The organism is Nitrospira sp. M1, assembly GCF_965152605.1.
This window is the reverse complement of sequence record NZ_OZ224217.1, coordinates 1,228,606-1,248,256: the sequence shown is the minus strand read 5'-3', so window position 1 is coordinate 1,248,256 and position 19,651 is coordinate 1,228,606. Positions and strand designations below refer to the sequence as shown.

Annotated in this window: 21 protein-coding genes; 14 read left to right on the top strand and 7 right to left on the bottom strand. The window is 48.1% G+C overall.

Translation table 11 applies throughout. The features are described from left to right. Positions 1 to 13 precede the first annotated feature (13 nt). A complete protein-coding gene (locus ACWHX8_RS05990; protein ID WP_447971052.1) occupies positions 14 to 883 on the bottom strand; it encodes an MBL fold metallo-hydrolase in 870 nt (289 codons plus the stop codon). Positions 884 to 1,366: 483 nt separating this feature from the next. On the opposite strand from ACWHX8_RS05990, the gene pdhA reads away from it, so the two are divergent. From pdhA to ACWHX8_RS05975, 3 genes are read left to right on the top strand one after another with little or no spacing between them, the layout of a single operon-like run. Next, positions 1,367 to 2,359 carry a pyruvate dehydrogenase (acetyl-transferring) E1 component subunit alpha gene (gene pdhA, locus ACWHX8_RS05985; protein ID WP_447971051.1) on the top strand — a complete coding sequence of 331 codons (993 nt, stop codon included), beginning with the start codon at positions 1,367 to 1,369 and terminating at the stop codon, positions 2,357 to 2,359. Positions 2,360 to 2,419: 60 nt separating this feature from the next. Beyond that, entirely contained in the window at positions 2,420 to 3,394 is a 975-nt protein-coding gene (locus ACWHX8_RS05980) for a pyruvate dehydrogenase complex E1 component subunit beta (RefSeq protein ID WP_447971050.1), read from the top strand. A 22-nt stretch (positions 3,395 to 3,416) separates the two neighbouring features. Further along, a complete protein-coding gene (locus tag ACWHX8_RS05975; RefSeq protein ID WP_447971049.1) occupies positions 3,417 to 4,688 on the top strand; it encodes a dihydrolipoamide acetyltransferase family protein in 1,272 nt (423 codons plus the stop codon). Between the two features lie 25 nt (positions 4,689 to 4,713). Here the strand turns inward: ACWHX8_RS05975 and ACWHX8_RS05970 are convergent, their stop codons facing one another. Then, complete coding sequence (locus ACWHX8_RS05970; protein WP_447971048.1) at positions 4,714 to 5,337, bottom strand: Spy/CpxP family protein refolding chaperone; 624 nt, start codon at positions 5,335 to 5,337, stop codon at positions 4,714 to 4,716. 241 nt (positions 5,338 to 5,578) lie between these two features. Between ACWHX8_RS05970 and ACWHX8_RS05965 the strand changes: the two genes are divergently transcribed. The 9 genes from ACWHX8_RS05965 (at position 5,579) to ACWHX8_RS05925 (ending at position 13,672) form a co-directional block, all read left to right on the top strand. Then, a complete protein-coding gene (locus ACWHX8_RS05965; RefSeq protein ID WP_447971047.1) occupies positions 5,579 to 6,730 on the top strand; it encodes a citrate synthase in 1,152 nt (383 codons plus the stop codon). Positions 6,731 to 6,790: 60 nt separating this feature from the next. Continuing rightward, a complete protein-coding gene (locus tag ACWHX8_RS05960) occupies positions 6,791 to 8,506 on the top strand; it encodes an FAD-dependent oxidoreductase (RefSeq protein ID WP_447971046.1) in 1,716 nt (571 codons plus the stop codon). A gap of 74 nt (positions 8,507 to 8,580) precedes the next feature. Next, complete coding sequence (locus ACWHX8_RS05955; RefSeq protein ID WP_447971045.1) at positions 8,581 to 9,558, top strand: succinate dehydrogenase/fumarate reductase iron-sulfur subunit; 978 nt, start codon at positions 8,581 to 8,583, stop codon at positions 9,556 to 9,558. A gap of 94 nt (positions 9,559 to 9,652) precedes the next feature. After that, positions 9,653 to 10,543 (top strand): CoB--CoM heterodisulfide reductase iron-sulfur subunit B family protein, encoded by an 891-nt coding sequence (locus ACWHX8_RS05950; RefSeq protein WP_447971044.1) that lies wholly within the window; start codon positions 9,653 to 9,655, stop codon positions 10,541 to 10,543. A gap of 64 nt (positions 10,544 to 10,607) precedes the next feature. Beyond that, a complete protein-coding gene (locus ACWHX8_RS05945) occupies positions 10,608 to 11,039 on the top strand; it encodes a hypothetical protein (RefSeq protein ID WP_447971043.1) in 432 nt (143 codons plus the stop codon). Positions 11,040 to 11,060: 21 nt separating this feature from the next. Then, positions 11,061 to 12,071, top strand: a complete 1,011-nt coding sequence (locus ACWHX8_RS05940) for a methyltransferase (protein ID WP_447971042.1) — start codon at positions 11,061 to 11,063, stop codon at positions 12,069 to 12,071. Positions 12,072 to 12,132: 61 nt separating this feature from the next. Further along, a complete protein-coding gene (locus ACWHX8_RS05935) occupies positions 12,133 to 12,570 on the top strand; it encodes an SET domain-containing protein (protein WP_447971041.1) in 438 nt (145 codons plus the stop codon). A 164-nt stretch (positions 12,571 to 12,734) separates the two neighbouring features. Beyond that, on the top strand, positions 12,735 to 12,911 hold the full coding sequence (locus ACWHX8_RS05930) for a hypothetical protein (protein ID WP_447971040.1): 177 nt from the start codon (positions 12,735 to 12,737) through the stop codon (positions 12,909 to 12,911). Between the two features lie 335 nt (positions 12,912 to 13,246). After that, positions 13,247 to 13,672 carry a hypothetical protein gene (locus ACWHX8_RS05925; RefSeq protein ID WP_447971039.1) on the top strand — a complete coding sequence of 142 codons (426 nt, stop codon included), beginning with the start codon at positions 13,247 to 13,249 and terminating at the stop codon, positions 13,670 to 13,672. 9 nt (positions 13,673 to 13,681) lie between these two features. Here ACWHX8_RS05925 and ACWHX8_RS05920 read toward each other — a convergent pair whose 3' ends face one another. The 3 genes from ACWHX8_RS05920 to ACWHX8_RS05910 form a co-directional block, all read right to left on the bottom strand. Continuing rightward, complete coding sequence (locus ACWHX8_RS05920; protein WP_447971038.1) at positions 13,682 to 14,953, bottom strand: ATP-grasp domain-containing protein; 1,272 nt, start codon at positions 14,951 to 14,953, stop codon at positions 13,682 to 13,684. A gap of 67 nt (positions 14,954 to 15,020) precedes the next feature. Continuing rightward, positions 15,021 to 16,610: a CUAEP/CCAEP-tail radical SAM (seleno)protein gene (locus ACWHX8_RS05915; protein WP_447971037.1), complete on the bottom strand. Its 1,590-nt coding sequence runs from the start codon at positions 16,608 to 16,610 to the stop codon at positions 15,021 to 15,023. 24 nt (positions 16,611 to 16,634) lie between these two features. Continuing rightward, positions 16,635 to 17,366 carry a DUF169 domain-containing protein gene (locus ACWHX8_RS05910; RefSeq protein WP_447971036.1) on the bottom strand — a complete coding sequence of 244 codons (732 nt, stop codon included), beginning with the start codon at positions 17,364 to 17,366 and terminating at the stop codon, positions 16,635 to 16,637. A gap of 218 nt (positions 17,367 to 17,584) precedes the next feature. Between ACWHX8_RS05910 and ACWHX8_RS05905 the strand changes: the two genes are divergently transcribed. Continuing rightward, positions 17,585 to 18,415, top strand: a complete 831-nt coding sequence (locus tag ACWHX8_RS05905) for a fumarylacetoacetate hydrolase family protein (RefSeq protein WP_447971035.1) — start codon at positions 17,585 to 17,587, stop codon at positions 18,413 to 18,415. 154 nt (positions 18,416 to 18,569) lie between these two features. Here ACWHX8_RS05905 and ACWHX8_RS05900 read toward each other — a convergent pair whose 3' ends face one another. Then, positions 18,570 to 18,974: an HI0074 family nucleotidyltransferase substrate-binding subunit gene (locus ACWHX8_RS05900; protein WP_447971034.1), complete on the bottom strand. Its 405-nt coding sequence runs from the start codon at positions 18,972 to 18,974 to the stop codon at positions 18,570 to 18,572. Then, complete coding sequence (mntA, locus tag ACWHX8_RS05895; RefSeq protein WP_447971033.1) at positions 18,962 to 19,273, bottom strand: type VII toxin-antitoxin system MntA family adenylyltransferase antitoxin; 312 nt, start codon at positions 19,271 to 19,273, stop codon at positions 18,962 to 18,964. The genes ACWHX8_RS05900 and mntA overlap by 13 nt, the downstream gene beginning before the upstream one ends. On the opposite strand from mntA, the gene ACWHX8_RS05890 reads away from it, so the two are divergent. Beyond that, the gene (locus tag ACWHX8_RS05890; protein ID WP_447971032.1) at positions 19,272 to 19,625 is read left to right on the top strand and encodes a hypothetical protein; all 354 of its coding nucleotides are present in this window, start codon (positions 19,272 to 19,274) and stop codon (positions 19,623 to 19,625) included. The genes mntA and ACWHX8_RS05890 overlap by 2 nt on opposite strands. Positions 19,626 to 19,651: the final 26 nt, after the last annotated feature.

Sequence of the window (19,651 nt, the reverse complement as noted above, 5' to 3'; positions counted from 1 at the left end):
CCACTACTGAAAGTTATATTTTCTGCCGCGCTTCAACTAACCGACTCAACTCTTCCTGCATCTGATTTTGCTGCAAATGAATCCGATCACCATGTCCTGGCAGGACCCATTCAAACGCGAAATCACAAAGGCTTTTGGTAGATTCCAGAAGATGCTGAGCATTCCAAACTAACCGAGAAGGCATCCCAAGTTCGTTATTTTCTCGATCCCACCACAGGTGATCGCCTGTAAAAAGATACTTCTCTTTATAGAGTAGCGCCATACTCCCAGCCGTATGCCCAGGAACCGGAATAATCTGTAGATCAGGATTTACTTGCACGACGTCATGTCCCTTCACAATCCATTCTGACTCTGGCATGGCGTCCTTATCAGCCTGATGAATAATGCGCATCGCGCTGAATTTTTCAGCATATCGATCGGCATCTGCCACATCATCCTCATGGCTCAAGAAGATGGAACGAATGCCGCCGAGGCCCTGAAACGCGTCAAGCAAGTGGTGAATATATCGTGGTGAATCAATTAACCAGTTCCCGTCAGGGTGAGTAATGAAGTAACTATTCGCGCCAAACGATTTTTCTGAATTGAATCCATTGTAGTACACCCCGTCTGCGAGTTCGATCGGGAAACTCTCCTGGGCATCCATCAAAACATGTTTATTTTTTTGGACAGTACCAATCGACCCAACAGGACAAGCCAATAACGCTTGATACGCTTGGAAGACATCCAATGCACTATGAGGTTGGTGATGCACGGCGGAAAAACCATCTACCTCATGAAAAGTCTCTGAAGCTAATTGACGACAGGTATCGCAATTGATACACGTCTCATCAACAAAAAAATCACCTTCGACATTTGTTGGCAATCGTTTCTTCACATTCGCCATGGGCTTCACCCTTTCCCAACATCTTATTGATGCCATTCTCTATCTGTAGCATTGTATCGCAATGCCTGAATTCACCAAAAGGTGTTCCATGACGATGGACATGGATTGATTGGTATTTCGCTTGATCAAATATACCTTAAGTCATGCATTTAAGAACCGCTCACCTATTTCATTGCTCATAAATAGGTTTACATGAGGACCTGATACCTGCGAAGATAAGAAAACAGCATCTCGACACATGAGAGATCTGGAATTCAAATTGACGAGTCGGGCTCGTGCATTTCTCACGTTCGCGGAGGAGACGCCGATGTCCAGTTTTCTTCTTCACGGTTTTTCTGGCTTTAGGGAATTCAACACATCCCACATTGACTCTCTTACTCCGTTTTCAACTTGTTCTGGGCAGAGAAACAATACATCCCGCAACAACATAGATGTAAACATGTATCAGAGCGTGCCAGACTTGGATGAAATGTGAATAAACCTATGAGTAAACGCTCACCCGTAAATGACCTTGTCTCTCTCTATCGAGACATGCTGCTTATTCGCCGATTCGAGGAGAAATCTGCCGAAATGTATGCGTTAGCCAAAATTGCCGGATTTTTGCATCTCTATATCGGCCAAGAAGCGGTCGCAGTAGGCTGTATCGCAGCGACGAAACCAGAAGACTACATCATCTCAGCGTATCGCGATCATGGCCACTGTCTCGCGAGAGGGTCAGACCCCAAGCAGGTGATGGCAGAGTTGTTCGGCAAAGCAACCGGGCTTTGCAAAGGAAAAGGCGGCTCGATGCATCTCATCGACGTCGAGCGGAACTTCATGGGTGGCTATGCCATCGTGGGAGGCCATCTTCCCTTAGCCGTCGGACTGGCGTTTGCTGCACAATACAAGAAAGAAGACCGAATCGTGCTCTGCTTTTTCGGGGATGGCGCGATTCCGAGTGGACAATCGCACGAAGCGTTTAACTTAGCAGCACTATGGAAACTTCCCGTGATCTTCATCTGCGAAAACAATCGATATGGCATGGGTACTCCGATAGCACGAGAAATGGTTCTCTACAAAGACGTGGCCGAACGCGCGAAGGCACACGGGATACAAGCTGAACAGGTGGACGGCATGAACGTACTCGCCGTTCGAGATCTTATGCAACGAGTGGTCAGTCAAATTCGCAAAGATCCACAACCCTACTTTATTGAAGCATTGACCTACCGTTTCATGGGGCATTCCATGTCTGATCCAGCCCACGGACAATATCGAACGCGCGAGGAAGTAGCAGACGCTCGAAAAAATGATCCCCTTGCATTACTCAAGGACGCAATGAAAAAAGACGGGGTCGATACAGAAAAAACATTGACAACCGTGGAAAAAGAAATTGAAACAATCGTCAGCGAATGCATTACCTTCGCAGAGCAAAGCCCTTTCCCATCGCCCGCGTCATTGCATGAAGATGTCTACGCTGAACAAGAGGAAATGATATAAGAAGATCCATATGTTCATGAAACCTGCGGTGATCTTTCAAAGTAAGGAGAACGCGTAACTATGGTCGTGTCGTATCGAGAAGCATTGAATCAGGCCATGCGTGAAGAAATGCAGCGAGATGACCGCGTGTTTTTGATCGGCGAAGAAGTGGGATACTATCAAGGTGCCTTTAAAGTTAGTAAAGGCTTTGTGGAAGAATTCGGACCAGAACGTGTACGGGACACCCCAATTACGGAGGCTGGATTCACAGGATTAGCCGTTGGCGCAGCTATGGCCGGCCTTCGCCCGATTGTCGAACTCATGACGTTTAATTTTGGCATTCTGGCTATGGACCAAATTGTTAATAATGCGGCAAAAGTTCGCTATATGTCTGGGGGACAATTCACTGTTCCCATGGTGATTCGCGGACCTGGAAGTGCTGCGCATCAATTGGCGGCACAACATTCACAAAGTCTGGAAGCCTGGTTCTGTCATGTTCCAGGACTCAAAGTGCTTGCTCCCGCGACACCCTATGATGCAAAGGGATTACTCAAGAGTGCGATCAGAGACAATAACCCCATCATCTTTATTGAAGCTCAATTGTTATACGGCACAAAAGGCGAAACCCCTGAAGAAGAATACACCGTGCCTATTGGAAAAGCTGACATTAAACGGCATGGGCACGATGTGACGATAGTCGCGTATTCAAAAATGCTCTTGCTCAGTCTTGAAGCTGCAGAAGACCTAGCCACAGAGGGCATTGAGGCGGAAGTCGTCGACCTCAGAACCCTCCGACCACTGGACGTCACAACGTTGGTAGAGTCTGTAAAAAAAACCGGACGGTTAGTGATCGTCGAAGAAGGTTGGAAGTTTGCAGGCTTAGGTGCTCAGATTGCAGAAACCGTCTACTCGAATGCCTTTGATGAGTTAGACGGACCAATTGTCAGGGTGACCGGAGAAGACGTTCCCATGCCATATACACGGCCACTCGAAGATTTAGCCATTCCAGACAAGGCTCGCATCATCGCAGCCGTCAAGCAAGTCTTGTACATTTGACGTCAAAACAAAGGGGCATCCAATGATTACCCGTGTGGTCATGCCAAAACTTACAGACACCATGGAAGAAGGCGTGGTCGTGAGTTGGAAAAAAGCAGAAGGAGATACAGTCGATGCCGGTGACGTATTGGCTGAGATTGAAACAGACAAAGCCGTTATGGACCTTGAAGCCTTCGGATCAGGTTTTTTTCGAAAAGCCTTGGCGAACGAAGGCGATACAGTTCAATCAGGCTCTCTCATTGCCCTCATTGGTGAATTGAATGACGATATTGAGCCGTTCGTAACCGAAGGGCCAGACTCTGTTAAGTCGAACGAAAAAACTGAGAGCCCGCCTGAACCTTCGCAATCAAAAACGCTAAAAGCCAAGTCTTCAGCCTCAAAAACCCAAAAAGCTTCGAAACCAATAGAAGCAAACACCGAACTGCCGCCTGAAGAACCACAAAAAACTACAGACCCGTCTTCAAAAAACATTTCCCCACGCGCAAGAAAGAAAGCAAAGGACAAAGGGATTGAACTATCCAACATCGAAGGATCCGGCCCAGACGGACGAATAGTTGAACGAGATGTCGTACAGTTTCCTCAACGAGTACCTGCCCCTTCGAATGATGTCATCGAACGTCCGTTAAGCCAAATCAGGAAAGCCATTGCACGTGTTACGACTGAAAGCAAAGCTCCAGTCCCACACTTTTATCTGACAGCCGATATCAGTATGACTGAAGCCGAACGGTTACGAGCACAGATGAACGACCTTCAAGATACCTCGCTCAGTATCACGACTCTGCTTATTCAAGCTGTGACACTGGCGCTCATTGAACACCCGGAGATCAATGTTTCCTATACGGGCGAGGCCATTCGGCAATATCCCTCCATTGATATCGGGATAGCTGTGGCCATCGATGAGGGATTGATCACCCCCGTCATTCGAGATTGCGCACACAAAACGCTGCGAGAACTCTCACGAGAAAGTTTTCGCCTGATCCGTCTTGCTAGAAGCCAGAAGCTGAAACCAGAAGAATATTCAGGCGCCACGTTTTCAATCTCTAACCTCGGAATGTATGCCATAGAACAATTCAGCGCGGTCCTGGTTCCACCTCAAGCCGCATCACTCGCAGTCGGTGCAATTCAAACCATTCCAGTCGTTGAAAGCGATGCAATCGTTATCGACCAACGGATGAAAGTCACCATTTCGTGCGACCACCGAGCACTGGATGGAGCACAGGCGGCAAGGTTTCTCCAAAAATTGAAGGACGTACTCGAACACCCCCTCAAACTCTTCATTGCCCAAAATATGTAAGCGAGATTATTCCCTGACTATGTAGTTACCTCAGATCTTTTCCGTGTCCATACCCCTCTGAATGTTCTTGTCCATAGCCGTGCGTCCCCATAGACCCATGTTTTCCCTGTCCGCTCATGCCATGCATACGTCCACTCATTCCACGATCCATTTGTTGTTTCAGCCGATCACGGAATTGCTGATATTGCTCAGGAGTCAAGATCTCTTTCAGTTTCAGTAATGTATCAACACGATACATCATCAGTTGTGTTTGCAATCCACCAATTTCCTCAACTTTAGTCGCAACCGCACTTCGGTCCGTCTCCGTTTGATCAAGCAACGATCCTAAATCGATCATGGCAACACGTAGGTCCGCACCATTTTTGATCATGGTTTTTCGATAATCCGATTCCACAGGCTCCAATTTCTTGACTTGTTCATCTTTTAACCCCAACTCTTCCTTCATACTCAACGGAGAGGCAGACATATGATGCTGCATCCCTCCATGTTCCGACCCGGAATATTGCTTCATATCTCCAGAATGATGAGACATCCCTTGCTCCGAATGCGAATGCCCTTCATCTGCAAGAGCGAATCCCCATGGCAGACAGGTTAGAACCACGGTCAACGTCAATATCATCACATCACAACCCACGATTTTTCTGATCATTGAATACCCCTTTCATACATTATAAGATACGTATCTGAACAAGAATTAATACAGAAAACACTGCGTACAGTATAGCAGATTTTTTTACGAACTGAGCCTGCCTCAAGAAACCTGCAATGTAGTATAATCAAGAAGAAAGATCATTGAAAAAATACGCAACCTGGAGCATCCCGTCGAGGTGACAAGGGGTTTCATACGGATAGCGTTACTCTCATGAATCGACACAAAGGATTGTAAGCCCATGCGAGATTTTTTCCCGGGACTAGCCGGAGTTGTCGCGACCAAATCACACATCAGTTCAGTGGATGGGCAACAGGGTATTCTAGAATACCGTGGCATTCGTATTGAAGAACTCGCGACGCATGGCACATTCATAGAAACAGCCTATCTGCTCTTGTTCAATGAACTTCCCACGCCCTCAGCGCTTCAACAATTTGAAAACGATCTCCTCATCCATCGACGCATTAAATATCGTATTACGGATCTCATTAAATGCCTGCCCGAGCATGGACATCCGATGGATGCCTTGCAGGCCGCGGTTGCGGCATTGGGCATGTTTTATCCAACACCCGATGTCCGTGATCCGGAAGCCCGATACTGGGCAGCCATCCGGTTATTAGCCAAACTGCCAACCATGGTCGCCGCGTTTGCTCGACTTCGTCATGGCGATGATCAAATTCAGCCTAACGATAACCTGTCGTATGCCGAAAATTTCTTTTACATGCTCTTTGAACAACAACCTGACCCTGCGGTCGCCAAAACGTTTGACACCAGCCTGATCCTTCATGCCGAACACACCATGAACGCCTCAACCTTTAGTGGCTTAGTGACGGCCTCCACGCTTGCCGACCCATACACTGTGATCTCATCGGCCATTGGCACACTCAAGGGTCCGCTCCATGGAGGAGCGAACGAAGCCGTCATTCATATGCTTGAGGCCATCGGCTCAGTCGAACAGGTGCCAACCTATCTTGATAAAAAAATCGCTGCCAAAGAAAAAATTATGGGGTTTGGACATCGCGTGTACAAGGTCAAAGACCCTCGCGCCCTCATTCTGCAGGAACTTGCTCAGCGCATGCTCAAAGACGAAAAACATGATTCGCTACTCACGATCGCCCGTACAGTTGAACATGAAATGGAACAACGCGTTGGGCCTAAAGGCATTCGTCCCAATGTAGACTTTTATTCTGGGATCATCTACCATCAAATGGGCATTGACACCGATATGTTCACCCCAATATTTGCAATGGCTCGAGTCGCAGGGTGGCTTGCCCATTGCTTTGAACAATATCAACATAATCATCTCTTTCGTCCCGATCAGATCTATGAAGGGCCACATAATCGTCCGTATGAACCCATCGAATCCCGTGAACGTTCGTCCTCTGCAACCTGATCATCCTGCTCCCATATGTCGGGAGTGTCGTCTATCGGAATTTCGTATCGTCACCTGTTCATGACCACTGTTCATACATACGACGTCTTAGTGATTGGAGCTGGCTTGGCAGGTATGCGTGCCGCCATCGCTGCGCATGAACATGGCGCAACTGTAGCCGTTCTGACGAAAGTCCATCCCGTTCGAAGTCATTCAAATGCCGCACAAGGCGGCATCAACGCCGCCCTCACCGATCGTGGAGATAAATGGGAAGACCATGCATTCGAAACAGTGAAAGGGAGCGACTACCTTGGGGATCAAGATGCCGTAGAGATCCTGGCACAAGAAGCGGGGAACGATATCATTGCCCTCGAACACATGGGCGTCATTTTCAATCGGAATGAAGAAGGACGCTTAGGAACCCGACGATTTGGCGGACAAAAACGAGCACGCACCTTCTTTGTCTCAGATTTTACCGGCCAAGCCATGCTGCACGTTCTGTTCGAACAAATACTCCAATCGAAAATCCCTATTTATGAAGAATGGTTTGTGACATCGATTATTAAGGATGATGAAGGAAAATGCGCCGGCGTCGTGGCCTTTGAAATACGGACGGGCACGTTTGCCGTATTCAAGGCCAAAGCCGTCATCCTCGCGGCAGGCGGATTAGGACGCGTGTACGAACCCAGCACCAATGCGTTGATCTGCACTGGTGACGGCATGGCCCTCGCCTACCGAGCCGGAGCGCCATTGATGGACATGGAAATGGTCCAGTACCACCCAACAACCCTCAAAGGCAAAGGCCTGCTCATCAGCGAAGCGGCGCGCGGAGAAGGCGCATATCTTCTGAACAGCGATGGCGAACGGTTTATGGAACGATACGCGCCAAACATGATGGAACTCGCCTCTCGCGATGTCGTGTCGCGTGCGGAGCAATTGGAAATCAATGAGGGTCGCGGCGTCAACGGATGCGTCTTCCTGGATTGCCGGCACCTTGGCAAAGCCTTTATCAATGACCGGCTTCGTCAAATTAATGAAGAGGCCAAAACCTTTGCCAATATTGATCTCGCCGAAGAACCGATTCCCATACGCCCAGGTATGCACTATCAAATGGGTGGCATCAAAACGGATATTGATGGACGATGCTGGGATATCCAGCAACAATGGAAGGGCGTACTCGGGTTATTCGCTGCCGGTGAAACCGCATGCGTGAGTTTACATGGAGGGAATCGTCTCGGAGCCAATTCCTTGCTCGATACCGTCGTATTCGGTCGACGAGCCGGAAAGTCTGCGGCCGAATATACAAAAACAGTAAACGGGGTTAAAGTTTCAGAGGCCCTCGTTGACATCGATCACGACCTTGTTACGTCAATACTCAGAAGACCAACCCATGACGATACCATTGCCAAGATTCGATCCGAAATGGGTCAAACCATGAATCGGCACCTCTCAGTCTTTCGAGAGCAAGAAGGGATGACCAATGCACAACAGGTTATTAAGGCTCTTAAAAATCGATGGGACACTGTCGGGATCAAAGATAAAGGTCATGTCTTTAATACCGGACTCGTCAATACACTCGAACTGGGGTTCATGTTGGATTGTGCGGAAACAATCATCATGGGAGCTCTGACCCGCCAAGAAAGTCGTGGGGCACACTTTCGAACCGATTACTTAGACCGGAACGACGACAATTGGCTCAAACACATCTTGCTCTATCATTCGACAAACGGGGCTCCAGACATAGACTATCTCCCGGTGCGCATCACCCAATGGCAGCCGCAACCCCGAGTCTACTAGAGAGCCGAAAAAACCATGATGTACCTCCAAACTCTTCACGGCTATTCTGAGCAATTGCAGGCCTGAACGATACTATGAACACTACCCTTCGCGTACGCCGATTTAATCCGGAGCAAAAAACTCCAGCTCCATTTTTTCAAGAGTACAATCTTGAACTTGAGGCGTCTGATAGCGTCCTCGACGGATTGATTAAAGTGCGTGAGACACTCGACGACTCCCTGGCGCTTCGCTGTTCCTGTCGCGGAGCCATTTGCGGCTCATGCGGCATGCGCATCAATGGTCATGCCGCGTTAGCGTGTAAAACAAAGATCATTTCAGCAACGAAAGACAGCCAGACTATTCACGTTGAACCCATGAACAATATGCCCGTCATTAAAGATCTCATCACGGACATGTCGCCCTTTTGGGAAAAAATTCGACAAATCCAACCCTGGCTTCAACCGGCTACGCCTATCCCGGAAGCTGAACACCTAGCACCGGCCGAAGCTATGAATCATCTTTCCGGAGTGATGACCTGCATTATGTGTGGAGTTTGCGTCTCTGACTGTACGGTCTTGGAAGTCGATTCCAAATTTGTCGGCCCGGCAGCTCTAGCCAAGGCCTATCGGTTTGTGGCGGATCCACGCGACGATGCCACCACTCATCGACTCGCCGCACTCAACGAACCTGGGGGCATGTGGGATTGCACGCGATGCATGGAATGCATCCAAGTCTGCCCGAAAGGCGTGGGTCCCATGGATCGCATTATGTCGTTGCGAGCCAGGGGAATTGACGAACAACTCCCTTCGACGACTGGCTCACGTCATGCCGAAGCCTTCACGGACATCATCAAGAATAAAGGGGTGTTGGATGAACCCATGCTAGCTCTTCGGACATTTGGCTTCAGAAATATTCGCCGATTGGTAGGCATGATCCCCATTGCCATTCAATCATTCCGCCATAAAAAAATCGCACCATCAGGGCCATTACACCGGGCTATTCCGGGTATTGACCAAATCAAACGACTCTTCAAACGTGCGAGCGTCGAGAACCGTACATTCCGAGACAAATAGCGTAGTAGCATTCACTGGTGATCCTCTCGAAACACCATATGATGATTCTTAGACGATGCGACGAACAGTTGGAACACTACACGAGGAGTCATCCATGAAATATGCATTCTTTCCGGGTTGCGTCTCAAAGGGTGCGTGTCCAGAGCTGTATCAATCCGTCATGCAGGTCTATCCAAAGATCGGCATAGATCTTGAGGAAATGACGACTGCCGCTTGCACAGGCGCAGGTGTCCTTCAAGAAAAAGATCAGCGACTGGGCGACGTCATCAATGCACGAACCTTTGCCCTGGCCGAACAGCAGAACGTACCCATCATGACGATTTGCAGTACATGTCAAGGCGTCATGAGTCAGGCCAATCATCGCATGACCACTGATGAAGAGTACTTGGCGGAAATCAATCAGATCTTAGGAGAAGAAGGGCTCACCTATCGCGGCACGACGAACATTCGCCATTTCATCTGGATCTTATTGGAAGATGTGGGAGAAGACGTCCTCCGACAGGCAATCAAAAAACCATTGACAGGTCTCCGCGCTGCGCCGTTTTACGGATGTTACCTTCAACGTCCTACCGAAGCGCTGCAATTCGATGAACATCCCGATCGCCCCAAAGCCTTGGAACGCGTCATTGAAATCTTGGGAGCAGAGGTTGTCGACTTTCCAGGAAAAAGTCGATGCTGTGGATTTCCCATTCTGACCATTAATGAGAAAAATTCTCTCAACATGGTCGCAACACATACAAGCAATGCCAAATCACACGGAGCCGATATCATGGTAACCCCCTGTCCTCTTTGCCATCTGAACTTAGACGGGATGCAAGCTAAAGCCGCAAACCAAGAGAATATCTCCATTGATCTTCCGATTCTTCACCTCCCCCAACTGCTTGGGCTTGCCATGGATATGGACCCAAAATCCCTTGGATTTAACAGAAATTTTGTCTCGCCCCATTCAGCATTACAAAAATTGGCGACCGTGGTATCCTCCTAACACATATTTCCATGTTATTGACGAGAACAGAAAAATGGTGTGACAGAGGGAAGGAACACGTTGCATGAACTTCGATCCGGCGGTTGCGGCACGACAAGCACTTCAAGAAGCAGAACAACACGGGGAACTAGGAGAACTCGAAGAGGATATCCTTGAAGCGGAAGAAACCTTTTCCTCAGTCCAAGGTCCAGACGCAACTCGCGCCTACAAGGCCTTACAACAGTATGGGGAAGGACTCCCCGACGCTCGATACTTCCAAGAATTTCTCATTTATATTACCTGGCAACAGGTGACAGAAGGTCCTTTGCCAGAGTTTTTTCAAAAAGGGCTCTCGCTCTCGGACCAATTTCTCACACGTTTCACGAAGGACATTGCCCAGACACCATCGCATGACCATATCCTGGCCATTCGAGAATCATTTCAAGCAGGACTCGGCATGGAAACAGAAGAAGTCATCGAAGAATATGAAGAAGATTCATTTGCCGGTGGAGATTAAGTTATCCATGAGGCAAGTACGATGAGTACACCATCATCACCAGCGAATATCATGCAACTCGGCATGGCGTTTTGGGGTTCCAAAACCCTTCTGAGTGCGGTTGAATTAGAGGTATTCACCATATTAGCTCGTCAACCTCTCGACGCCGAGACTCTCCGAACACAACTGGGGCTTCACAAACGAAGTGCGCGAGATTTTTTCGATGCACTTGTGGCACTCGGTATGCTTGACCGACACGACGGGAAATACTCCAATACGCCCGAGACTGATCAATTTCTTGATAAAACAAAACCCACGTATATTGGTGGATTTTTAGAAATGGCCAATGACCGATTGTACCGCTATTGGGGATCGCTCACAGAAGGGCTCCGCACCGGACTTCCACAAAATGAAACCAAAAACGGTGATGATTTTTTTGGAACCTTGTACCAGAACCCCATCGCACTTCAGGCCTTTCTCCAGTCCATGACCGGGATCAGCATGGGAGCCAGCCAGGCCATCGCTCAGAAATTCCCATGGAACAACTACAATACGTTCATCGACATTGGCTGTGCTCAAGGCGGATTAGCCGTTCAAATTGCTCAAACACACTTACACCTCACAGGAGGAGGATTTGACCTCCCACCCGTTGGCCCCATTTTTCACGACTATGTGCAGTCATTTCAGTTGGATGATCGACTACGATTCATACCAGGCGATTTTTTCAAAGAAGCACTCCCGAAAGCCGATGTGCTATGTATGGGACACATTCTTCATGACTGGAACTTAGAAGAGAAAAAACACCTCATCGCCAAAGCCTATGACGCGCTGCCTCCCGATGGAGCTCTCATCATATTTGAAGCGTTGATCGATGATGAGCGACGACAGAATGCATTCGGTCTGCTCATGAGTCTCAACATGCTCATTGAGTTAGCTGGAGGATTCGACTATACAGGCGCCAATTGTTCAGGTTGGTTACAAGAAGCTGGATTTCGCGAAACACGCGTTGAACATCTTATTGGTCATGACTCCATGGTCATTGGCATCAAATAGCAAGCTCATACGGTGTCGTCTAATTCAGCGTACGATCTCACCCATCATTTTCATTCATCACATGCCCTCACATAAGTCTTCATCTTCTCAACAACGGTCCTGGCCTGTTCAGTTGACGATTCAATCCAGTCCCATCGATGGAAAAGGACTCTTTGCAGCAGAACCGCTAGCAGCAAGAAGAAAAATCGGTGAATTCGAAGGCGAACTCATTAGTCAACGTGAAGCGAGACGGAGGGCAAAAACGCAACGCCACATCGCTATCGTTGAAGTCAATAATGGGAAAGCCATTGACGCGTCCAAACAGCAAGAAGGCTTTCGATTTATCAACCATTCCTGCTCACCAAACACATATATGCGAATTGTTCATGAACGTGCAGAATTTTACACGTTACGCCGAATTAAGAAAGGAGAAGAGTTAACATGTAATTATGGAGAAACCCATCACGAAGGCACACGTCGATGTACATGCCGCAGCCTAATATGCCGTCAATTCCTCTAAAACTTCACATCGTACCATAAAAATATTTCCTCAACCGTTCAACGAGCACCAATACACGCTACGACTCAACAATCAGCAATATCCTCTAATCAAGATTTCTGAAAAAACCACCGATACCCCCTCTAGATCCAACACTTTTTAACAATCGTGAAAGGAGCCAGCCTATGGATGGACTTGCCGCCCTCAATGCTGCAAACATACAAGCACAAACGACTCTTCCGTTGATTGAGTCTGCGACCAATGTGCAATCAACAAGACAAGTGAAAGCACCAACGTCGGTATCCATCGACCCTGTCACAATTTCCCCTCAAGCCGCTGCGCTTCAAGATTCTCACAAATAGTTTCTCAAACGTTCATTTATTCCCTTTTACGTAATCCAAAATATCTTTCTCTTGGGCATCTGAGTCTGCCCAAGAGAAAGAGGAGTATCTCTTGTCCAAAAAATAAAGAAACGATCCCATCACTCGATACACAGTCTGTAGCTCTGAATGTCAACATCTCCACATCGTTGAGTGAGAGGGAACGAACGAGGGAACCTTCAATTGACGGCAAGCTCAAATGCGTTCTGTCCTCTTACCCAACGGGTCCATCCCATGCTTGCTCATCTTGTTGCTGCTTGTTAAGCTCACAGCATACCGAGTGTAGTAAGTTTATTTGTCAAAAAGGAGTAGCCCTTATGGGAGAAGTTGATACAAGCGCAGCCCCTCCTCCACCAATGATTGATTTAACCGCTGTTGAAGTTGATCCCTCCATAGGCGAACGGTTCTATAGGGCTGTCATTATACGATCGAAACAAGGAACAACGTACCGGATGGTGGCCAAAACGCTTCCAGATGGTCGGCTAGACCTGGTGCATTTTGTGTGCGATCTTGACGTCAATGGAACCATGTTCGGAAAAAGAAGAGTGAGGCGAATTGAGTCCCAGCCTGTGACACGATTTGAGGCAGAAATCGAGACGATCAAAAAAGACATCACAGCGAGCGGAGAAGAAGTTCAAGGCGTGTGGGAACATGACTTAATGAACATTCAGGATGTGGCAGAGCAAGTGAGTAGCCTGGATGCGTGGATGGTGACAACGGCTAAAGAGATTGTACCGGCTTAGACACCGATATTAGACGCGAAAGACCCCTGGGTGATCTGCTGTGGAGTCTTGTGACCTCATCACCACGGTTAACCGTTGATGAGCTTTTCGCAGGGTGGCTTCGACCTCTTCTGGCCGTGTTCCTCTGGCCAAGATGAACCCAAGATATCGTTTGCCTTCCGGCAAAGGAATCAACTGCTCCCCTGGATTTGCTGTCATCACCAACTCCTCAACACCACGGACCTGTTTCGCCTCTTTTTGTCCTTCAACTCTTTCTAAAATCCCTTCATGAGGTATCGGGATCATCATAACTCCACCTGCACGCCCCGTAAGATCGAAAGACGGGAGTTCTTGACCCAATGCATGAAGCAGGATCAGTTCCTCTAAAGACCTGCCAGTCCCGAACTCCAACATTCGAGAGCACTTCCCGCCAATGCTTCGAGCAGCCACTTCAATAACCCAAATGTTGTGCTCGTTAATCCGAAGTTCTCCATGAACAGGCCCTTCGCGAAGCCCAATGGCACGAGCAGCCTGAGCCAGGGCCTCAGCTATTCGCACTTGCATGTCAGGCGGAAGACGTGAAGGCGTGACATAGATCGTTTCCTCAAAATAGGGACCGTCGAGCGGATCGGGCTTATCAAATAGGGCCAGCGGATGAAACCTACTCTTTGTCAGTAACCCTTCCAGGGCAACTTCGATTCCGGGAATAAAGTCTTCAATTAAGATTTGACGGCCCGCAACATCCTGTTCGAAACTTGGAAAGGTTTGTAACAGATTGGCAATTCGAATAAAGGCTTGCTGAAAACTCTCCTGATCATCCGCACGGATCACTCCACAGCTACCTGAGAGCGTGAGCGGTTTGAGCACGCAAGGAAAGGTGACGTGCGGGACAACCTCCGCTGGCACCTCATCGAGGCTCACCACCATAAAGTTTGGACAAGGAAGTCCTTCTTTCTGCAATAGTCTCCGCATCGTGTGCTTGTTGCTTGCAGCTTGGACCGAATCAATTGAGTTGGCAGAGAGACCTAACGCCTTGGAAAGAATCGATGCCAAAACCGCAGTCTGATCGTTTACCCCAAGGACCACATCAATAGGAGAATCTTTGGCATACGTCATCACAGCAGAAATAGCGGCGCTAGGATTATGCAGATCAAGAAAAAGAAAGTTCTCTAGAGATTGTTCAAGAAATTCAGGTGGAGCATCCCCGGCAATTGTCAGGGATACACCAACTTTACTGGCAGCTTCTAGGAAAGCCTCACCACGATAGCTCATCGAAGGAAGAAGGAGGAGAAGATGTGACATAGGAGAATCCCAATTGAGTAGTGAGCTAGTATGAAGTCACACTCTTGTTTTTATAACTCAGGAAACTTCATGTCTTGGAAGAACACTCGACAGAATGGAATTGATCCGTCGTCGGCTCCGCACAACAAAACCAGGGTTCTGACATCCGGGGAGGACGCACACGATCAGGATTTATGGATGAGGTCTTGTGCAATGAGGAAAATTCAAGCTCCGCAGTGTTATAGACCAATTCCCACAAACGATAAAATGTTTGTGCTGGATCTTCTTTCATTTTCGTACTGTCTTCCACAACCTTCGTCACCGATTGCTGTAACTGGTCCATCCGTGGATCAGGGTGAGTCCATGTGTGCTGAAATTTCTGCTGATCAAGTGACCCAAGAAACTGGGACATCGGTATCGGGTGAGAGTCGGGAGGGGTCAACAATGCTGAGCCAGGCGGGACCAAGAGTCGAACACTGTATTGAACAGGATCAATACAGTCGATCAAGCCATGCCGTTCAACCAAGTCAAACATTTCTCTATACTCTTCTAAGGTTGTCCAGGGTGTGAAGGCAACCAAAGACGGACGAAGGGTAATCCCGGTAGACTGCAGAATGTGGTGTGCCATGAAGATATCTTGTCGCGTATGTCCCTTCTCCAAATGAAGTAGCACATTCTCACTAAATGACTCCACCGCAGAAATGATAAACAGGCAACCGAGTTGACTAAATTCTTGGAAGAGTAATCGGTGCTTCAGGATATGTTCAATTTTGGTGGTGAAATCGAATGTCACATGAGGAAACTCTTCATGCATGGCCCGAACAATGTTCAGAGAGTGACCAGGGCCGTTCAGAAAGTCTGGGTCACCGAAGGTGACGTGCACAGCACCGGCCTTGACCTGCTGTCGAATGTCCGCTAACACGACTTGAGCCGGGAACAAGAAAAATCGGCCGTTATAGACTGGGACAATAGGACAATGCAAACAGGTATGCAAACACCCACGACTTGCTTCAACATAACCCACCACGTGCTCCTGTCCCTGATATTCTAAGCGTGCATATTCGCAAAGCGGGGAAAGTTGTGCACGTGCGGGAACAGGGAAATTACCGCCATCAGCCGAGTCTGAAGTTGAAACTCGAGATGGCCAACTGATCCGTTTCAAGAAGGGAGGGACTATCGAGTCGACACAACTCACACCCGCAACTTGTGAGACAAAGTTTGAAGCCGTGTCATTGGATTCATGAGAAAATGATTGAGAATTGGCCAGTTGCTCGAGAAGATTGACCAAAGGCATTTCGTATTCCCCGCCGATCACGGAATCAGCAAGGTGACTCAGTAAATACTCTGCATTCAGTGAGGCATAGAGCCCATAAAAACAAATATGCGCATTGGGATTGATGTGACGAATGCGTTCGGCCACTTGGCATCCTAAGGAAAGCGCCGTATGCATCGGCACGGAAATACCCACTACACGTGCCTGGTTAACGCGTTGTGCATCAAAATCCTCTACCGACAAATCTAAGGTAAAGGGAGCATAGCCCTTCTGCTCAAGGAATCCGGCAGGCTGCGCCAGACCAATTGGCTGATGCCCTAACTCATAACAAGAAATGAGAAGGATGGCTCCCGGTTGTTGAAGAAATTTATTGGCTTTATCTGTTATTAACGAAAGATGGGTCATGACGCCTCACTGTTCTTGACAACGTTATTGACGTTTGGAAAATCGACGACCATCAGCATTGGCATAACTCGCCACACGAGCATTTGCCTCACGACGAGTCTCAAGTTTGTCAACGACCTCTGCAAACCGACTTGCAGGAATAGTACAAGTCATCTCATCGGGAGACATGCCAGTCCGAATACGGCTCAGCGTGCACCCCGTACTCATAGCAATCTGATTCTGTTCCTTCGCCAGAGGAATAATATGGCATTGTGGCTTGCCAACAATCGACATGTCACCAAATGCATCATGCAATACCATTCCTTGGAACGCACTCAGGCGAAGAAGGATCACATCGGGATCGATACTCGTCTTGGCGACAGGACCATAGGTAATAAACTTGTACCGATTCTTCACGACCGGCAGCTGTATCGCTTCTTCAGGAGTCACCCACTCACTCTCTAAGAGGCCCAGAACATCCTCGTTTTGCATGACATCACCAAGTGCCTTGAGACCATGCGTGACGCTCCCAACGCTACAGTTAAAATGATCCTCCGCTTTCGTTGTGAAGGTGCGGTTCTCAGATTGAATCCAAAATACACAGCCAGCCGTCACTTTCCCCGTACGGCCATCCGCACTTGGATCTGGCATCTCACCATCATGGAACGGAACACCTTCCGGGACTTCTTGAGAAAACGTGATGCCAATGGGCGTATGTGAGAGTCCCAAGGCTTGCTTCGTTCGATTGGCTAATTCTTCCCACTTATTTGTGCCCACAGGTATTCCTCCAGAAATAAAAATGGAATTTTATTGGCATGATGTGGCAGTGTACCATGCCTTGCGTCCAATCGGGAATCAACGTAATTAGGGCTAAACATTGCCAAGCTCATCTAAAGGCCTTTGTTTCCCTAAACTATTTCTTTCACCTTTTCGAACACGTAAACTGTGTTTTGATAAATTCTCAATTCTCTTTATAGGCGAAGGTAGACTCATCCATGAATATCATTAGATTTCAAAATTCTGACGGGCAAATCAGCTATGGCGAACGAATTGACGACCAGACAGCGACACTCATTAACGGTGACATTTTGAGAACCTACGAGGTCACAGAAAAGACTACGACAATCCAAAAACTATTGGCCCCAATTGTTCCGCCTACCATTCTTTGCATTGGACTGAACTATCGTGCTCATGCCGAAGAAACGGGAGCGAAGCTTCCTGAACATCCCGTGCTCTTTATCAAGGCCGCCAATGCCCTCAATAATCCAGGAAATCCCATTGTGATCCCAACTGTCGCGCCGGGAGAGGTGGACTATGAATGTGAGCTGGCTATCGTCATAGGGAAACCAGCCAAAAATGTGTCTCAGCAGGAGGCTCTGGATTATGTCTTCGGGTATACCTGTGCGAATGATGTGAGTGCGCGTCGATGGCAGAAAAACGGTGGAGGCAAGCAATGGTGCCGGGGAAAATCGTTTGACACGTTTTGTCCACTTGGACCGGCACTCGTGACCAAGGACAATATTCCAAATCCGAATGACTTAGTAATCAGGACCATACTAAATGGTAAAACTATGCAAAACTCAACGACGTCGGATATGATTTTTGACGTGCCAACGCTGATCAGTTTTCTCAGTCAAGGCACAACGTTGTTACCCGGCACTGTCATTCTGACCGGCACGCCCCCTGGGGTTGGATTTGCTCGTAACCCACCGGTTTTCCTCAAACCAGGAGATCACGTCACGGTTGAGATTGAGAAGATTGGTACGTTGTCGAATCCGGTGATAGATGAACCATACATGCAAGACGAAAAAGAGATCGGAAACTAACCACGCCCTAACACTCACCTTCTATAGCCTTTAGTCAGTTCATAGAGAAAATGAGCAAGACGACGATCAAATAAACTTTCATACACACAGCAGCAGTTAGCAAACATTATAAACACGTGTCGTTAGAGATCATGCAAAGGAAATAGCGTGCGCCTCATGATACTCGACGCATATGCTGGTCCATTCGCGCGAGCCAACGATCAATAATCTGCGCATAACCTGCGAGTCGTGCGTACAAGATATTTGCGAGTGCTTCATTATAGGTATGTACGGTGAGATTTCGATCGTCAATCATGGCCAAAGCCTGTCGTGCATCGTCTTCTGTCATCATGTCGACTTGTTGACAGTGTCGAATCACGCTCTTCGGAGAGGCGATATCGATGCCTTCTTGTATGCGAAGAAACTGCTTTCCAGCTTTCCATGTCGCTTCACAGGTATACTCAAAACGCTGAATAGCGGCATCGCGCTCAATATTCGAAGGAGCTGGCTTCCCAACTAATTCGTTGAATGTCGTGAGGGCTTGTCGTGCGACCGCTAAGCGTTGAGTTAAGCGTTCCATAATATGCCGTTTGTTATGACGTGCTTTTGGAAGTGTCGCTCAGTCTGCGAAAGATCAATGAGGTCTACGTGACATAATATCTGACTGTCTTCCAGGTCGGCTCGAATGTCACTCAAGACTTCAGGAGGGATTGGCTGATCAGACAATATCGCAACATCCACATCAGATGTCTTCCAATTCTTTCCGGTTGCCCATGATCCAAATAGGTAGATTTGGGCTGAATACCCCATCAATCCCAAGAGAATACGACGTCGAATGTCGGCAAGATCAGCCTGAGAATCAAGGTTCTTCGATTTCATGTATATCGCACGCTCTCCCTACAATGGATCAACGGTTGAGGACAATCGTTCACATGTGTATGCCCAAAGTATATCAGGAGTAGGCGATGGGGGAAATGGTCAATATACTCACATCATACTCGTAGGCCGAGACATCAGTAAGCACATTGATCGTTTGCAGAAGGTTGCCGTTGGGGTCATAGCCAAACTAAGTCACCACTCGAATCGGATCATCGATCCACAAAACTCGATTGATGGCTTCATAGATTCGCGTCTCAATCTCTCCGATCGCCAATTCCGTTTCGGTGAGATTTCTTCAGCATCGTATCGGAGTTTCGGCACCGCCGACGTGCCATCTGTGGCACTAGGTTAAATGGTAAAGCATGATAAACCTAGAGT

Coding starts and splice junctions, on each gene's coding strand:
- ACWHX8_RS05990 (WP_447971052.1), bottom strand. CDS start 883: ATGGCGAATGTGAAGAAACGATTGCCAACAAATGTCGAAGGTGATTTT.
- pdhA (WP_447971051.1), top strand. CDS start 1,367: ATGAGTAAACGCTCACCCGTAAATGACCTTGTCTCTCTCTATCGAGAC.
- ACWHX8_RS05980 (WP_447971050.1), top strand. CDS start 2,420: ATGGTCGTGTCGTATCGAGAAGCATTGAATCAGGCCATGCGTGAAGAA.
- ACWHX8_RS05975 (WP_447971049.1), top strand. CDS start 3,417: ATGATTACCCGTGTGGTCATGCCAAAACTTACAGACACCATGGAAGAA.
- ACWHX8_RS05970 (WP_447971048.1), bottom strand. CDS start 5,337: ATGATCAGAAAAATCGTGGGTTGTGATGTGATGATATTGACGTTGACC.
- ACWHX8_RS05965 (WP_447971047.1), top strand. CDS start 5,579: ATGCGAGATTTTTTCCCGGGACTAGCCGGAGTTGTCGCGACCAAATCA.
- ACWHX8_RS05960 (WP_447971046.1), top strand. CDS start 6,791: ATGACCACTGTTCATACATACGACGTCTTAGTGATTGGAGCTGGCTTG.
- ACWHX8_RS05955 (WP_447971045.1), top strand. CDS start 8,581: ATGAACACTACCCTTCGCGTACGCCGATTTAATCCGGAGCAAAAAACT.
- ACWHX8_RS05950 (WP_447971044.1), top strand. CDS start 9,653: ATGAAATATGCATTCTTTCCGGGTTGCGTCTCAAAGGGTGCGTGTCCA.
- ACWHX8_RS05945 (WP_447971043.1), top strand. CDS start 10,608: ATGAACTTCGATCCGGCGGTTGCGGCACGACAAGCACTTCAAGAAGCA.
- ACWHX8_RS05940 (WP_447971042.1), top strand. CDS start 11,061: ATGAGTACACCATCATCACCAGCGAATATCATGCAACTCGGCATGGCG.
- ACWHX8_RS05935 (WP_447971041.1), top strand. CDS start 12,133: ATGCCCTCACATAAGTCTTCATCTTCTCAACAACGGTCCTGGCCTGTT.
- ACWHX8_RS05930 (WP_447971040.1), top strand. CDS start 12,735: ATGGATGGACTTGCCGCCCTCAATGCTGCAAACATACAAGCACAAACG.
- ACWHX8_RS05925 (WP_447971039.1), top strand. CDS start 13,247: ATGGGAGAAGTTGATACAAGCGCAGCCCCTCCTCCACCAATGATTGAT.
- ACWHX8_RS05920 (WP_447971038.1), bottom strand. CDS start 14,953: ATGTCACATCTTCTCCTCCTTCTTCCTTCGATGAGCTATCGTGGTGAG.
- ACWHX8_RS05915 (WP_447971037.1), bottom strand. CDS start 16,610: ATGACCCATCTTTCGTTAATAACAGATAAAGCCAATAAATTTCTTCAA.
- ACWHX8_RS05905 (WP_447971035.1), top strand. CDS start 17,585: ATGAATATCATTAGATTTCAAAATTCTGACGGGCAAATCAGCTATGGC.
- ACWHX8_RS05900 (WP_447971034.1), bottom strand. CDS start 18,974: ATGGAACGCTTAACTCAACGCTTAGCGGTCGCACGACAAGCCCTCACG.
- ACWHX8_RS05890 (WP_447971032.1), top strand. CDS start 19,272: ATGTATATCGCACGCTCTCCCTACAATGGATCAACGGTTGAGGACAAT.
- mntA (WP_447971033.1), bottom strand. CDS start 19,273: ATGAAATCGAAGAACCTTGATTCTCAGGCTGATCTTGCCGACATTCGA.